Source organism: Streptomyces sp. NPDC021093 (assembly GCF_044333135.1).
In the GTDB taxonomy this organism is placed as follows: Bacteria; Actinomycetota; Actinomycetes; order Streptomycetales; family Streptomycetaceae; genus Streptomyces.
Map to the genome: position 1 here is coordinate 1,121,825 of NZ_JBIRQJ010000001.1, position 13,358 is coordinate 1,135,182.

The window sequence follows — 13,358 nt, forward strand, 5'->3', positions numbered from 1 at the left end:
GCCGATCACACGATCCATCCTCATGCCGCAGCCCTGGGACCGGTCCAGGTAGGACCCTCACTGAACCTGAACGCACCGCAGCGTCGTCACCGCCCGCCCATCAACAGAAGCGACGTAGACGCCCCGGAACCCGCCAGACCGCATCGAGCGCCCCGCATCGAAACCGTTGCCACGCGGAGAACCCCCGTCGGCACCGGCCGACGGGGGCTCGTCAGCTCTCACACGTGTGTCACCAACAGCGTCGAGCGAAGGGCGCAGGGGGAAGGGCGAGTTCGCCGGACGGGCGGCGGACCGCCCGGCAACTGCGCGGCATCATCTGTTCGTCCGTGAGCAGGCGCCGTGCCACCGTAAGAGAGCCTGTGGGAAGCGCGGTCGGCATCCACGGCTCGGGTCTGGGGCTGGCCGGTGCACGCCCACACCGGCCACCCCCGGCCGGCCAGCCCGAAACGCCCGCCCTCCATCCCCGGCCCGGCCTCCCAGCCCGGCCTCTCGGCCCGGCGCCCCCGGCATGCACTGCCGGCCCCGAGCAACGGTCTCCGACCGCCTGCTCTCATTCCCTCAACCGCTCCCGAGCCACCTCGATCGAGAGCAGCCGGTCACCCCGAACTGAACGCCTCAGCAGTGGACTTGGTACACCTGCCCCGTCTGCGCCCCTTCGACCGAGCGGACATACGCGGTGGCGGCGCGTGCCGCCGGGACGGACTGCATGCCCGTGAAGAACGGCCCGTAGGCCGGCAAGGACTCCTCCAGCACCGTCGGGCTCACCGCGTTGATCCGCTGCGGCGGGAGCTCGATCGCGGCCGCCCGCACGAACGCCTCGACCGCGCCGTTGGCCGCGGACGCGGCGGACCCGGCCACGATCGGCTCCTCCGTCAGGATCCCGCTGACGAGTGTGAACGAGCCGGTCGCGGCCACGTGCCGGACACCTTGGCGGACCAGCTCCAGCTGCCCGAGGGCCTTGCCGCGGAACGTCGCTACGAAGTCGTCCGCGGCCATGTCGGCCAGTGGCCTGAACACGGCGTCACCCGCCGCGACGGTCACCGCGTCCAACGGGCCGACCTGCGCGTACATCCGAGCCACGGCCGCCGTATCGGTGACGTCACAGATCAGGTCCCCGCCCGTACGCCCCACACCGACCACCTCATGGCCGCGCTCCGTAAACGCCTTGCGCACTGCGGAACCCAGCGTGCCGCCCGCGCCGACCAGAAGAATCCTCATAGCCCACCGTTCCATGCCTGATATGCGAACGCCCGGCCAGCACCGGGCGATCCCTGGAAGTACCCCAGGAGAGAGAAACCGGGCGAACCACCCGGCACATCCGACGCTACGGATCCCGCTGCGCATCCGGAAATGCCACCTGGGCAGCAACTATGCTTCCCGCACATGGATGTGGAATTGCGTCACCTCAAGGCCCTGGCTGCCATCGCCGAGGCAGGCACCGTCACGGCGGCCGCCGCCCGGCTGCACATGACACAGCCCGCACTGTCCCGGACGCTCGCCCAGCTGGAGGCGCGGGTGGGGGTCCGACTGGTCAACCGCTCCTCCCGGCACCTGGACCTCACCCAGGCCGGGGCGACCCTCCTCGGGCACGGGCGCGCCATCCTCTCCCACCTCGACGCGGCACTCGCCGATACCCGGGCCGTCGATCGACCGCTGCGGCTCGGCTACACGTGCGCAGTCCTCGGGCAGCAGACCGTACCGCTGCTGCGCTCATGGCGACGGGGACAGCCGCACGCGCCGCTCGAAGTCATCCGGCAGGACAACAGCACCGCGGGCCTGGCCACCGGCGACACCGACGTGGCGGTGCTGCGCACCGTCCCCGCCGACCCGCGCATCCGCACCGAGGCCCTCTACACCGAGGACCGGGTCGCCGCTCTGCCCGACGACCACCCGCTCGCGGCCCGCGTCCGGGTGCGCCTGGCAGAGCTCACCTCCAGCCGGGCGCTCCCACTGGCCCTTTGGCCGGACACCGGCACCGCCTCGGTGAACCTCTGGCCCCCGGCACAACGCCCGGACCGAACGATCGAGGTGCGCAACGTCGACGAGTGGCTGAACCTCATTGCCACGGGCGACGCGTTCGGAGTCGGCGCCGCGGGCACGGCGGAGAGCCACAACCACCCGGGGGTACGGTTCGTCCCGGTCGACGACGCGCCGGCCGCCACGGTCTACCTCGCCCACCCGGCCCACCCCACGCACCCGCACACGGAAGAGTTCCTCGCCGCGGTGCGGAAGGTGGTCAGTACGTAGGGACTTGCCTGGCAGGCCCTTGAGGCGGCCTCCTCGGCATCGCCGCGGCCCTGATCGTCGTGGAGTTCGACCGGAGGGTGTACGCCGAGTGACAACTGAGGAAGCTCGCCCAGGAACCGGCGTGCACACCAGGCTCTGATCAGGTACGGGTCAGTCAGCGTCCGCCGTGAACGTCACCTCTGTTGTATCGGTGGTCCTTGCACGGCGTCCGGGTGCGCCGTGCCACTGCCAGTAGAGGTTGGTGTGCGCGATCACCTGGTTCGGGGCTGGCGCGCCGTACTCGCTGAGGTCCTGCGTCGTATGTGCGTCGCTGACCAGCGTCACGTCGTACCCGCGGACGAAGGCCCCGTGAAGAGTCGAGCGGACGCACCCGTCGCTCTGGGCGCCCGTCACGGCGAGCTGGCCCACCCCGCGCTCGGCGAGCAGCGCGGTATTCGGCCGATCGGGCAGGGTCGTCAAGGGGAACTCCTGTCTGTCGTCACGGATCCTGTGTCGCCCACACAGTAGGCCCGGCCACTGACAGTGGCACGGCCGTACGAGCTGTAGGTCGGCTCATGCCAGGAGGACTCGCCGGGCCGTCTTCGGCCCGAGCCCAGGCCGAACAACAAGCCCAGGCCGAAAGACAAGGCCGCAAGCCCGAGCCGAAAGAGAAGGCCGCCGCCCGGACCCTCGTGGTCCGTGCCGGTTCCGGAGCACGGGCAACGCAGCTCAGTTCCCTGCTCGACACTCTGGTGCGCTCCCTGAACGCACGTCTGGGCGCTGACGCCGTGCGCACGATTCGCGTCCTGACACCGGGCAGGTCCGTAGAGCGCCTCCACCGGAGTTCGTGAGGGGCAGGACCCGGAGGCCGCCGGGCGCTGCTCGGTTCGGTATGCCCGTGGACCCGGCTCTACCGGGTTCGGTACGCCCGGAGGAAGGTCCGTACTCCCTCGACGACGAGTGGCCGGACGCGGGCGTCCTCCGCGGCGTTCGCGGAACCGAGCCTGTTGAGTGCGACGCCGAAGGCCAGCGCGAGGAACTGGTCGGCCGCGAGCCGTGCGTCGGGGACATCGAGCAGCCCGGCCGCGGCGAAGGCCGCCAACCGTTCGGCGAGCGCCTCCTCGGGGGTGTCGGCGAGGGGGTTCTCGCCTGGACGCGGGTAGCCGGACTGCGCCCTGACCAGTCGTTGCAGCGTCGCGTACTCCGCCGAGTCGAGCATGTCGGTCGCGATGCGCATCGAGAATGCGACCAGGGCGTCCTCCAGGTCACCGGCCTCGACGGGTCCGGTGGGTCCGGTGGGTCCGGCGGACCCAGTGGGTTCGGCGAGGGTGTCGTCGAGAGTGCGCCGGATCGTGGTGATCAGTGACTCGCCGACGCCGTCGACGACCGCGCGCAGCAGCGTCTGCTTGTCGCCGAAGTAGTCGTAGACCGTCCGCTTGGACACTTCGGCCCGGGCAGCGATCGCGTCGACGCTGGTCCGGTCGAAGCCGTCGGAGAGGAAGAGTTCCCGGGCCGCAGAGAGGATGGCGGCCCGCTTCCGCGTGGATCCCTCGCGCAGTGTCTTCGTGGTCGGCATGGGCACATCGTAACCTTCCTACACTGCACGGTGTAGTGTAATACTGGCTCGGTGCGCGGAGCACTCGTACACCCGCTCCGCCCGGCGGAGCCGTGCATGCACCAACTCGGGTACCGCTTCCCCGGGTTCACCCCGGCGGACGACCTCGGACCCGTACCCCAGCACCGTGCACACCTCGCCCCGCACGACCGGCCGCCGAGTCCGCGCCGGGCCCGGCAAGGCGGCAGCGCCATGCGTACGACCGACCCCTTGCCCGCCCGGCACTGACGGAAAGGACGTCCATGACCGCAACTCTGGCTCCCCCCATCCGCATCGGAAAGGCCGCTGTCGGGGCCCTCGGCATGCTGGCGGTCGCCACCGGCGCCCTGGAGTCGGTGGTGACGCCGACGCTCCCGCTCCTGCAGCGCGAGCTGAACATGAGTCCCGCCGAAGGGGCGTTACTCAGCATCGTGCTCCTCATCACCGGCGCGCTCGTCACACCGGTGGCAGGCAGGTTCGGCGACCGGTACGGCGGGAAACGGGTCCTGGTCCGGCTGATGGCGGTGGTCTCGGCCGGTGGCCTGGTTTCCGCCCTGGCGCCGAACCTGCCGGTCCTGCTGCTCGGTCAGGTACTGCAGGGGGCGATGGTGGGCGCGCTGCCCCTGTCGTTCATCCTGGTGCGCAACCACCTCCCCGCAGGAGAGTCGAAGGTGGCCATCGGGGTGGTCAGCGGGTTGTTCGTCGGGGGCGGGATGGCGGGCACGCTGGCGGCCGGGCCCGTGGCCGAAGGGCTGTCCCGGCACTGGATGTTCGCGCTGCCGACGATCGCGGTCATCGGGGCCACCCTGCTGGTGAACAGGCTGATGCCACAGGATCCGCCGGGCCGGTCGGACGGCGCCGGGGTCGACTGGCCCGGCCTGGTTCTCCTGAGCGGGACGCTGATCACGCTGATGCTCGTACTGAAGCTGGCGCCCGCCCTCGGCGCGCGGCCACTCGTACTCGGCGCCCTCCTCGTACTGCTGGCCGCCTTCGTGTCCGGATGGATCGCCGTGGAGCGCCGTGCGGCCTCTCCGATGGTCGATCTGCGCATGCTGGCCCGGCCCGCGGTGTGGAAGTCGTGCGTGCTGACCTTCATGATCTGCGTCGGTACCGCTGTGACGATCCACCTCCTCCCGCAGCTGTTCGCACTCTCCGCCGAGGGGTACGGATTCGGGGCCAGTGCCACCCAGATCGGCTTCTTCCTGCTGCCGGGCGCCGTGGCCGCGTCGCTGGCCGGGCCGATCAGCGGGATCGGGGCGCGGCGGTTCGGCTCGCGCGCCGTGGTCACCACCGGAGTCGTCCTCATGGCCGCCGCTCTGTTCGCCCTGGCGGCCGTGCACTCCGAGGTCTGGCACCTCGTCGTCGGCAAGTTGCTGATCGCGCTCGCCAACGGCCTCTGCGTCACCGCGATGGTGACCAGCACCGCCACGTCCGTCGATCGAAGCGACACCGGCATCGCCACCAGCCTGGTCCTGGTGACCCGCGTGATCGGCTTCGCCGTGGGCGTGCAGCTCAGCGGCGCCCTGCTCACCGCATGGACCCCTGCCGGGTCGGACGTCCCGGCCGAATCGGCCTTCATCACCGGATTCGCCATCGCCGGCGCCGTCACGGCGCTGTCCCTTCTTGTCGTGCGCACCCTGAGCAAAGGAGTCAAGGAATGACCCGCACCGATCTGCTGACGGACGCCCCCGCCACCCGCGGGCGCACGGTCCTGATATCCGGGGCCAGCATCGCGGGGCCCGCCCTCGCGTTCTGGCTGAACCGCTACGGATTCGAGGTCACGGTGGTCGAGAAGGCAGGCACGCTCCGTCGCGGCGGATACCCCATCGACGTACGCGGCACCGCACTTGAGGTCGTCCGGCGGATGGGAATCCTGCCGCGGCTGCGGGACGCGCACATCGACCTGCACCGGCTGACCTTCCTCGACGGGGACGGCAGCGAGGTCGCCTCGCTCAACCCGCATGCCGTCACCGGCGGAGTCGCGGGACGGGACCTGGAGGTGCGGCGCGGGGATCTGACCGACGCTCTCTACACGGCGGTCCGTGACGACGTGGAGTTCTTGTTCGGCGACTGCGTCGAAACCCTCGACCAGTCCGGCCACGGGGTCGACGTCACCTTCCGCGGGGGCAGCAGGCGTACGTTCGACCTGGTCGTCGGCGCGGACGGGCTGCACTCACGCACCCGGGAGTTCCTGTTCGGCCCCGAGGAGCGGTTCCACCACTACCTCGGCCACTGCTTCGCCGGGTTCACCATGCGCAACACCTTCGGCCTCTCCCACGAGGTCGTGCTGTGGAACACCCCGGGCAGGGCCGCGGCCCTCTACGCCGTGGGGAACAACGACGAAGTGCACGCCTTCTTGAACTTCGCCCGCCCGGATCCGCCGTTCCACGCGTTCCGGAACCCGGAAGCCCAACGGGACCTGGTCTCCTCGGTCTTCGCCGACGCGGGATGGGAGGTCCCCGGCATGCTCGCCGCCATGCGCGAAGCGGACGACCTGTTCTTCGACGTGGTCAGCCAGATCCGCATGCCCCGCTGGTCGAGCGGAAGGGGCGCGCTGGTGGGCGACGCCGCGTACGCACCCTCGTTCCTCACCGGACAGGGGTCCAGCCTCGCGCTCGTCGGCGCGTACATGCTCGCCCACTCCCTGGCCGAACAGGACCACGCCGCGGGCTTCGCCGCGTACGAACACCACACCCGTGCGTTCGTGACCCTGAATCAGGACCAGGTCGGCAAGGGCGACGCCGCACTCTTCCCGAGCACCGCCCAAGCCCTGGAACAGCGCAACGACATGCTGCGCAAGCTCACTTCCCTGCCCGCCGCGGAGGGCAGACCGGCCCATTCGGCCCTCACCCTGCCCGAATCCACGCCCGTGTCGCCATGACGTGTGCGGACAGATGCAGCACTTCGTAGCATTCGGCGGCGGCCTCGGCCTTCCGTGCGATCGTTCCACAGGCAGAAGGGCGCGCGCTGATGGACCGGCGAGCCGTCGACTGCGCGTCCGCGGGGCCACCGGGGGACAGGGCCTGCGGGTTCGGGCGCTGGTCCTCTGCGCAGGGAGAATCGCTGTGGCAGTCGTTGGTCAGTGCTGAGGCCCGGCCGACTGCGGCCGCTGAGTACTCATGTTCAGGGGTCTCCGACGATTGCATAGGGTCAGGTGCCGGACCAGCCGTGTCCGTGGGCAGGATTGACGAGCGCTCAGAAGGCCCGCCACCTGTGGTCAGGCCGCGCGGGTGCTTCTCCCTGTCCAGCGGGCCGCTGTTGTCAACACCGTTGCCAGCAGCGGCGGTTCGCTGCGAGCGGGTGCGGCTCGGGCCGCTTTCCCGGTAGCGTCGGAGGTATCGATCCATGGAGGACTCCGTGACGGCACAGCCCCACCACGATCACTGTCCTGTCGGCATCCCGCCCATGAAGACCCTGGCCGATCTCCGGAGCGCGCTCGCGAGCTGGGGATTCCCCGGTGACCTCGCGGCCTTCGAGGGGGAGCTGGACGCGGCCGACCTGGACAACCTTGCGCAGTTCCGCGAGCTGACCCAGGCGTACCGGCACCGGGTGCTGCTCCGTTGTGACCCGCAGGCGGCGGCCGCGTTGGCCCGTCCTGCCGACGATGTACTGGCCGAGCTGCACCGCAAGATGGGCACCCGGTGACGCACGCCTTCTACGCCGACGCTGCCGAGAAGATCAGGACCGAACTGACCCGCGGTGAGCGGGCTGCTGTCGAGACGGTTCGAGCCTCCCTGGAAGTTGACCCCGCTCAGGGGCGCCGGCTGCCCGATGCCGGGCCGGACTCCGCGTCGTACGTCGTCGAACTGCTGCCCGAGGCGACCGGCGGGCGTGGGATCTCCGTGGTCTACCGGCACAGCGAGGAACTCGACGCCGTTCTGATCCTCTGGCTGATCGCCGGCCCCTGACCCTCGCGCCGACGTGGCCGCGGTGGCGCAGTTCGCAGCGGGGCGTCCGATGGTGCGGGACTGTGGTGGATCCAACGCCCGTGATGGCTCGATGAGTTGGGCCGAAGAGTGGGGCTCGTGCGGGGTGACAGGCGGCAGATCCAGCGAGTCTTCGTCCTCCAGGCACTGCAGGGACGATGCTGAAGTACGGGACGGACAGCAGGACGCCGGTCGGCCAGTTGCCGGGGCGCTCGCCGAAGATCTCGGCGAAGGTTTCCATGAGGACGTCGTTGGGTCGAGGTGCACATCCCACATGTGCTCCCCGGTCGGGGCGTGAAGGGCAGAGCACGGCGGCCGGGGGAGCGGAGCGCCCGTACGATCTACCCCGGCTGCGCCCGGCCGCCGACGCGGTAGCCGCCTCTCGTCGGGCGGCGGGCGGCGGGCGGTAGGCGACTGGCTGGACAGGGTGGCCTTGTCGGCGGGCTGGTTCAGCTGTTGCTGGCGACGTCGGTGAAGAGCCCCTTCTACGAGCTTCGTCCGTCGTTCGCAGGCACGGGATACCCGTACGGCAGACCGTACGGCACGGCCGGCACGGAGTTCTGCCCGAGCCTTTCCGTGCACTTCACCAGGTAGGCAGCAATCGCGCTGTGGACCGCCTGCCCCTCCTCGCGCAGTTCCCCCAGGCGGGCGGTTTCCACGATGCCGGTGGTCTGGCCATGAGCTGCCTCGACGAGGCGGAGGGAAACGTGCGTCATGAGGTCCGCCCATGGACGCTGGAGCAGGACGGGAACACCGTCGTGGGGGTGGGCGATCCCAGGGATCCGGTAGAGCGCTGTCGTGAACTCTCTCAGCTCTGCGCGGACCTGTTCCTCGTACTGCTGCGCATCCACGGCGCGCTCTGCTTCCAGACTTACGAGGACGCGCTGGACGTTGGTCCACCAGGCGCGTGCCGCAGCGCGGGTCGTGGCAACGACCTCGACGGCCAGAGCGGTGTCGGCTCGGGCCGCGGCAGCCGATGCGGCGTCATCGCGTCTCTTCGCCCGTTGGACCCATAAGGCCCCTCCGGCTCCGATTCCGGCGCCTCCCAGCCCACTGGCCATCGCAAGTATCGCTTCCGTCATCGCCATTCTGTGATGCTGGAGCTCAGCCCACCCGATGGCAAGGCGTACGTGACCCGCAACCGCCAAGGGTCACATCTTCTCGCTTAGCTGATCACCTGTCGGACGGTGAGCGCGAGGCTAAGACGTCACGGGTTCCAGCCGCAGCCGCCGGGTCGGCCAGGGCGGTGGCTCGGCCGGGCCGAACCAGACCCGGAAGTCCTCCCCGGTGCGGACAGGCAGCCGGGGAAAATCGTTCTCGGCGTGCTCGGTGCGGTGCAGCGCATGGCCCTGACCCAGGTGCCGGGCGGCGTACGCATCGAAGGCGGCAGGGTCCGTGGGGCGGCAGACGGACGCGGACACCTCACCTGCGCCGGGCGGAGGCGTGAAGCCCGGGCCGCGCAGCAGCAGGACGTTGTCGCTGTCGACCATGGTGGCGTTGGCCGCGTCGCAGTGCTGCCGCCAGACCGGGCCGGTGTAGAACGCCTCCAGCGCGTGCCGGCGGTGCGCCATGTCGGGGAACGCGCGCAGCCAGACGAAGCGGTCCGGGTCGTCCAGGTCGCGGAAACGGCCTCCCACGGTGATGCCGGCCGCCTGCTGCCCGACCACCAACTCGCGCTCGAACAGCTCGATCAGCGTCTCCCGGGCTCCGGGATGCAGGGTGTACTGCCGGAGTTCGACGACGCTCATGCGCCGGCCCGCCCGGCGGGGGTGAGGTCCATGGTCCAGTTGAGCTCCCAGGTGCGGCCGTCGTCGGCGGAGAACTCCTGCTCCCAGCGGGCAGTGTCCGGGCCGAGGCGGTACCAGGCGAAGTGCACTCGGATCGGCCGGCCGTTGTAGGTGTCCTCTCCGTGGAAATCGCCGCGGTCACCGGTGAAGGCTCCGACCACCGGCGGATCCAGTCGGCCCGTCCGGCTGTCGGACCAGTGGATCGACCAGCGCTCCGTCTCCCGGTCGAACAGCCGCAGGGTCACGCCCTGGCGGCCGAGGGTGGGAAAGGTGATCTCGTCAATGTTGCCGGCACCCCCGAAAAGCGGCCGGACCACCGCGTGACCGGGAAACTCCACCCAGGTGCCGGGACCCGAGTCGAGTGGTGCGGTGAGACGGCGGTTGGCCACGTCCCAGGAGCCGTGCAGGAAGTCGAAGTCGTCCATGCGCCGCAGGTTAGGGCCGATCTGCTGACATCCCCTGTCAGTGGATACTGAGCGCCATGCGTGCGAGTCGGCTGGTCTCCCTGCTTCTGCTGCTCCAGAACCGGGGCCGGATGACGGCCCGTCAGCTGGCCGAGGAGTTGGAGGTCTCCGTCCGGACCGTCTACCGGGACGTCGAGGCGCTCGGCGCCGCCGGGATCCCGCTGTACGGTGACGCCGGGCACGGGGGCGGCTACCGGCTGGTCGACGGCTACCGGACCCGGCTCACCGGATTGACCGCGGACGAGGCGCAGGCCGCGTTCCTTGCCGCACTCCCCGGCGCCGCCGCCGAGCTCGGCCTCGGCGAGGCGCTCGCCACCGCCCAGCTCAAGCTGCGGGCCGCCCTTCCGGCGGAGCTGCGCGAGCACGCCGAGCGGATCCAGGAGCGCTTCCTGCTCGACGCCCCCGGCTGGTACGGCGGCGCCGACCGTACGCCTCACCTGCCCGCGGCGGCCGCCGCGGTGTGGGCACGGCGGGCGGTGGTACTGCGGTACCGGCGCTGGCGGGCGCCGGAGGAGATCGGCCGGCGGGTGGAGCCGTACGGGCTCGTGCTCAAGGCCGGCCGCTGGTACCTGGTCGCCGACGGGCCATCCGGGATCCGCACCTACCGGGTCGACCAGATCCTCGAACTCCAGCCGCTGGAAGACGAGTTCGCCGTCCCGGACGAGTTCGACCTGACCAGGCACTGGAACAGCTATCTGGCCGACTTCCGCGCGCGCCTGCACGCCGGGGAGGCACTGGTACGGCTCACCCCGGAGGGCGCCCGCCGCCTCGGCGTCACATCCACCGGTGAGGGATGGATGGAGGCCCGGGTGCCCATCGAGTCGATCGATCACGCCCACGGCGAGTTCCTGCGGCTGGGCACCGACGTCGAGGTCATGGCACCGGTCGAACTCCGCAACCGCATCGCCGAGACGGTACGGACCCTTGCCACCCGATACGAAGGGTGGCCCCGGGCAGAGGCTGCTCCCGACCGGGACACCGTCGCCCTGGACATGCGCAAGACCGGCGCCGGAAGGAGCTGAGCGGCGGCGGGCCGTTGCATCAGGGGAAGTGCGGGGTTCCCGTGAAGGTGGGGGGATACTTCGCGACTCTCATGAAGCACGCGAAGCAGTGACATTCGGCTCAACTTGCGTGGACATCAAGCCATTTCGTGTACGGAGGGGAGAGCTTGTCGGGTGCGCCGTCAGATGCTCCCGGTATTCGGTGGCGCCCGATCGGCGGGCGCCGCTTCGACGTACATTCGACGTACAGGGGGAAGCACGATGAGACGTGGACGTCGTCCGGCCGGAGCGGCCGTGATGGGGGCCGTCGCCGTCGCCACGGCGGTACTGGGAGCGACACCCGCTGGGGCGGTGAGCGTTCCGAGCGCCGCCGCCCAGATGCCGGGCTTCCTGGAGCCGTCGGACATGCCGCCGGACCCCTTCTCCGCGTGGTACGGGTCGTCCGGGCCCTCTGACGGACCGTACTCACCGCTCTGTGCGGAAACGGTCCCCCTGCCCCAGGACAACATCTGGAACGCCACCTACAGCACTCCGGAGACGGCCGCGGGCTCGCAGGTGTCCGTTGTGCTGCTGACCGAGGCCGAGGCCATCGCCTTCGGCGCGCAGGTCGAAGCCGCCGTCGCGGGCTGCGAGGCCCGCATGGAGCAGGACCAGCCGAACCGGCCCGTCACCTTCTGGGACCACGGTCAGCTCAATGTCGAAGAGGGCGCCCACGTCTACGGCATTGGGTTCCAGGGCGGTTGGAGCTACCAGAACCAGCTCGTCTCGGTCGGTCGCGACGGCAACACCGTGACGGTCGTCAGCTGGGAGAGCAACTGGGGCAACCCGCCGGTCGATGCCTTCAAGGCGACCACTGTCACGGCCGTGAACAAGCTCTACTGACCTCTGCAGGATCTTCACCCCTGCCGCTAAGGACCCGGCGCCTCACCCCCGTCCTTGAGCAGCCGCACGTACGGCGAGCGGCCCAGCACCGTCCCGCACGGCCCGTTCCGGGGCGCGGGCCAGCGGACCGCAGCAAGGCTCTCGCGTATCCGAGCACCACTCCAAGAGCAGGTCAGGGCGGCGGCCAAGCCGAGGAAAGCAAGGGAAGAATGACTGGAATTCCCCCTTTCCTGACGGTGAGGAGGTACGACACAGTAGCCATTGCCCGATTTGTGGCTGCTGCCCGACTCAGCATGACCATTCCCGCCGAGTGCCCCTGCTGCTGAGACCGCGTGTCCACCGGCATGGTCGGCATCCGCGCGGCATCCTGGTCCCCTCGTGGCGGCAACTGCCCTAGACGCAGCCAACGAAGGACAGGAAGAGGACAGGGAATGGAAGACACGACACGTTGGATCCTGGCGTTCGACTCATCCTGCGGAACCTGTACGACGGTGTCATCCACTGTTGCCCGGGCCAGCGGAGGCAAGCTCGAAGTGCTGCCGCTGACCGACGCGGACGTACAGCGGTGGCGCGAGGAGGCCATGGGGGTCGATCCCGTGTGGGCGCCTACCTTGTTGCGAGTGGCCGACGGTGTGGCGCGCGCCTGGACAGGGCCTCGTATGACCCCTCCGCTGGTGCGGCAACTCGGACCGCGGGCGACCGGTCGCGTACTCGTGGCCCTGGGTGAGCTGCGTCGTTCGGCCCGTACCGGACAGCCACTGACCACCGCAGCGGACACTGCGGAACAGGAGCGCTCAGGCGTAAGCCGCAAGCGCTTCCTGCTGCTGGCGGGCGGCGTGAGCACGGCGGTCGGGATGACGATCGCGGGGCAGACTCCGGCCTTCGCGCGCTCCGCGCAGACGGACGCCCGGTCCTGGGTGGCCGCACACCGCAACGCGTTGCCGCGCACCTACGCCTCGATCGCGCCGCTGCCTTCGGCTGTCCGTCAGGCGGTACTGGTGGAGCTCGCCCCCGCCGAGCGCAGCCGGGTGTGGACCGAGCACCTGACGCAGTTCCGGGCCGCGCACCGGACGCTGACCGCGCAGCAGGACCGAGTGGTGCAGGAGGCACTGGCTCTGGCGAACTCCGAGGCCACCTTCGCGGGTGGCGAGCCGAAGCCGGGATCGCAGCTGCAACGCCGCGTCTCCGCCGTGGAATTGGCGGCGAAGGAGGCGTTCGGCATGGCCGACAGCGCCGCGCTGCTGGTGACCCTCGGGCCCGCCGACACCGCTTCGGCAGCCCGAGGCAAAGCGGCGGCGGGCCCGCAGGCCACCTGCAACTGCAGTACGACCTCCCAGTGGTGCACCGTGTGGGAAGGCCCCCGCTGTCAGTGCTGCTTCTGCGCCACGACCTCGGGCTGCGGCTTCCTGGGCATGTACCAGTGCAACGGAACCTGTACCAAGTGACGGGTGACGGGTGACGGGTGACGGGTGAGGGGT

Annotated in this window: 15 protein-coding genes and 1 pseudogene; 10 read left to right on the top strand and 6 right to left on the bottom strand. The window is 70.3% G+C overall.

Features of this window, described 5'->3' with window-relative positions:
- Positions 1 to 615: 615 nt before the first annotated feature.
- Positions 616 to 1,218 carry a short chain dehydrogenase gene (locus ACH4SP_RS04965; protein WP_398409297.1) on the bottom strand — a complete coding sequence of 201 codons (603 nt, stop codon included), beginning with the start codon at positions 1,216 to 1,218 and terminating at the stop codon, positions 616 to 618.
- Between the two features lie 165 nt (positions 1,219 to 1,383).
- Here ACH4SP_RS04965 and ACH4SP_RS04970 point away from each other — a divergent pair, with 165 nt between their 5' ends.
- The gene (locus tag ACH4SP_RS04970; RefSeq protein WP_398409300.1) at positions 1,384 to 2,247 is read left to right on the top strand and encodes a LysR family transcriptional regulator; all 864 of its coding nucleotides are present in this window, start codon (positions 1,384 to 1,386) and stop codon (positions 2,245 to 2,247) included.
- 150 nt (positions 2,248 to 2,397) lie between these two features.
- Here the strand turns inward: ACH4SP_RS04970 and ACH4SP_RS04975 are convergent.
- Positions 2,398 to 2,676 (bottom strand): annotated as a pseudogene (locus ACH4SP_RS04975) (isochorismatase family protein); the annotation flags it as partial.
- Between the two features lie 125 nt (positions 2,677 to 2,801).
- On the opposite strand from ACH4SP_RS04975, the gene ACH4SP_RS04980 reads away from it, so the two are divergent.
- The gene (locus ACH4SP_RS04980) at positions 2,802 to 3,077 is read left to right on the top strand and encodes a DciA family protein (RefSeq protein WP_398409302.1); all 276 of its coding nucleotides are present in this window, start codon (positions 2,802 to 2,804) and stop codon (positions 3,075 to 3,077) included.
- A 59-nt stretch (positions 3,078 to 3,136) separates the two neighbouring features.
- Here ACH4SP_RS04980 and ACH4SP_RS04985 read toward each other — a convergent pair whose 3' ends face one another.
- On the bottom strand, positions 3,137 to 3,802 hold the full coding sequence (locus ACH4SP_RS04985) for a TetR/AcrR family transcriptional regulator (RefSeq protein WP_398409305.1): 666 nt from the start codon (positions 3,800 to 3,802) through the stop codon (positions 3,137 to 3,139).
- Between the two features lie 96 nt (positions 3,803 to 3,898).
- On the opposite strand from ACH4SP_RS04985, the gene ACH4SP_RS04990 reads away from it, so the two are divergent.
- From ACH4SP_RS04990 to ACH4SP_RS05010, 5 genes are all read left to right on the top strand, one after another.
- Positions 3,899 to 4,069 carry a hypothetical protein gene (locus tag ACH4SP_RS04990; protein WP_398409307.1) on the top strand — a complete coding sequence of 57 codons (171 nt, stop codon included), beginning with the start codon at positions 3,899 to 3,901 and terminating at the stop codon, positions 4,067 to 4,069.
- Between the two features lie 14 nt (positions 4,070 to 4,083).
- Complete coding sequence (locus tag ACH4SP_RS04995; protein WP_398409310.1) at positions 4,084 to 5,481, top strand: MFS transporter; 1,398 nt, start codon at positions 4,084 to 4,086, stop codon at positions 5,479 to 5,481.
- A complete protein-coding gene (locus tag ACH4SP_RS05000; protein WP_398409312.1) occupies positions 5,478 to 6,701 on the top strand; it encodes an FAD-dependent monooxygenase in 1,224 nt (407 codons plus the stop codon). Before ACH4SP_RS04995 ends, ACH4SP_RS05000 begins: the two co-directional genes overlap by 4 nt.
- Before the next feature lie 476 nt (positions 6,702 to 7,177).
- The gene (locus ACH4SP_RS05005; RefSeq protein WP_398409315.1) at positions 7,178 to 7,465 is read left to right on the top strand and encodes a hypothetical protein; all 288 of its coding nucleotides are present in this window, start codon (positions 7,178 to 7,180) and stop codon (positions 7,463 to 7,465) included.
- Positions 7,462 to 7,728, top strand: a complete 267-nt coding sequence (locus tag ACH4SP_RS05010) for a hypothetical protein (protein WP_398409317.1) — start codon at positions 7,462 to 7,464, stop codon at positions 7,726 to 7,728. The genes ACH4SP_RS05005 and ACH4SP_RS05010 overlap by 4 nt, the downstream gene beginning before the upstream one ends.
- 503 nt (positions 7,729 to 8,231) lie before the next feature.
- Here the strand turns inward: ACH4SP_RS05010 and ACH4SP_RS05015 are convergent.
- The 3 genes from ACH4SP_RS05015 to ACH4SP_RS05025 all read right to left on the bottom strand — a co-directional run bounded on the left by ACH4SP_RS05015 (position 8,232) and on the right by ACH4SP_RS05025 (position 9,958).
- Complete coding sequence (locus ACH4SP_RS05015) at positions 8,232 to 8,834, bottom strand: hypothetical protein (protein ID WP_398409319.1); 603 nt, start codon at positions 8,832 to 8,834, stop codon at positions 8,232 to 8,234.
- A gap of 111 nt (positions 8,835 to 8,945) precedes the next feature.
- Positions 8,946 to 9,494 carry an NIPSNAP family protein gene (locus ACH4SP_RS05020; protein WP_398409321.1) on the bottom strand — a complete coding sequence of 183 codons (549 nt, stop codon included), beginning with the start codon at positions 9,492 to 9,494 and terminating at the stop codon, positions 8,946 to 8,948.
- The gene (locus ACH4SP_RS05025) at positions 9,491 to 9,958 is read right to left on the bottom strand and encodes a hypothetical protein (protein ID WP_398409323.1); all 468 of its coding nucleotides are present in this window, start codon (positions 9,956 to 9,958) and stop codon (positions 9,491 to 9,493) included. Before ACH4SP_RS05025 ends, ACH4SP_RS05020 begins: the two co-directional genes overlap by 4 nt.
- 56 nt (positions 9,959 to 10,014) lie before the next feature.
- Between ACH4SP_RS05025 and ACH4SP_RS05030 the strand changes: the two genes are divergently transcribed.
- The 3 genes from ACH4SP_RS05030 (at position 10,015) to ACH4SP_RS05040 (ending at position 13,325) form a co-directional block, all read left to right on the top strand.
- A complete protein-coding gene (locus ACH4SP_RS05030) occupies positions 10,015 to 11,019 on the top strand; it encodes a helix-turn-helix transcriptional regulator (protein WP_398409325.1) in 1,005 nt (334 codons plus the stop codon).
- Between the two features lie 240 nt (positions 11,020 to 11,259).
- Positions 11,260 to 11,880, top strand: a complete 621-nt coding sequence (locus ACH4SP_RS05035) for a hypothetical protein (RefSeq protein WP_398409327.1) — start codon at positions 11,260 to 11,262, stop codon at positions 11,878 to 11,880.
- A 491-nt stretch (positions 11,881 to 12,371) separates the two neighbouring features.
- A complete protein-coding gene (locus ACH4SP_RS05040) occupies positions 12,372 to 13,325 on the top strand; it encodes a bacteriocin fulvocin C-related protein (protein ID WP_398409329.1) in 954 nt (317 codons plus the stop codon).
- The last annotated feature ends 33 nt before the right edge of the window (positions 13,326 to 13,358 follow it).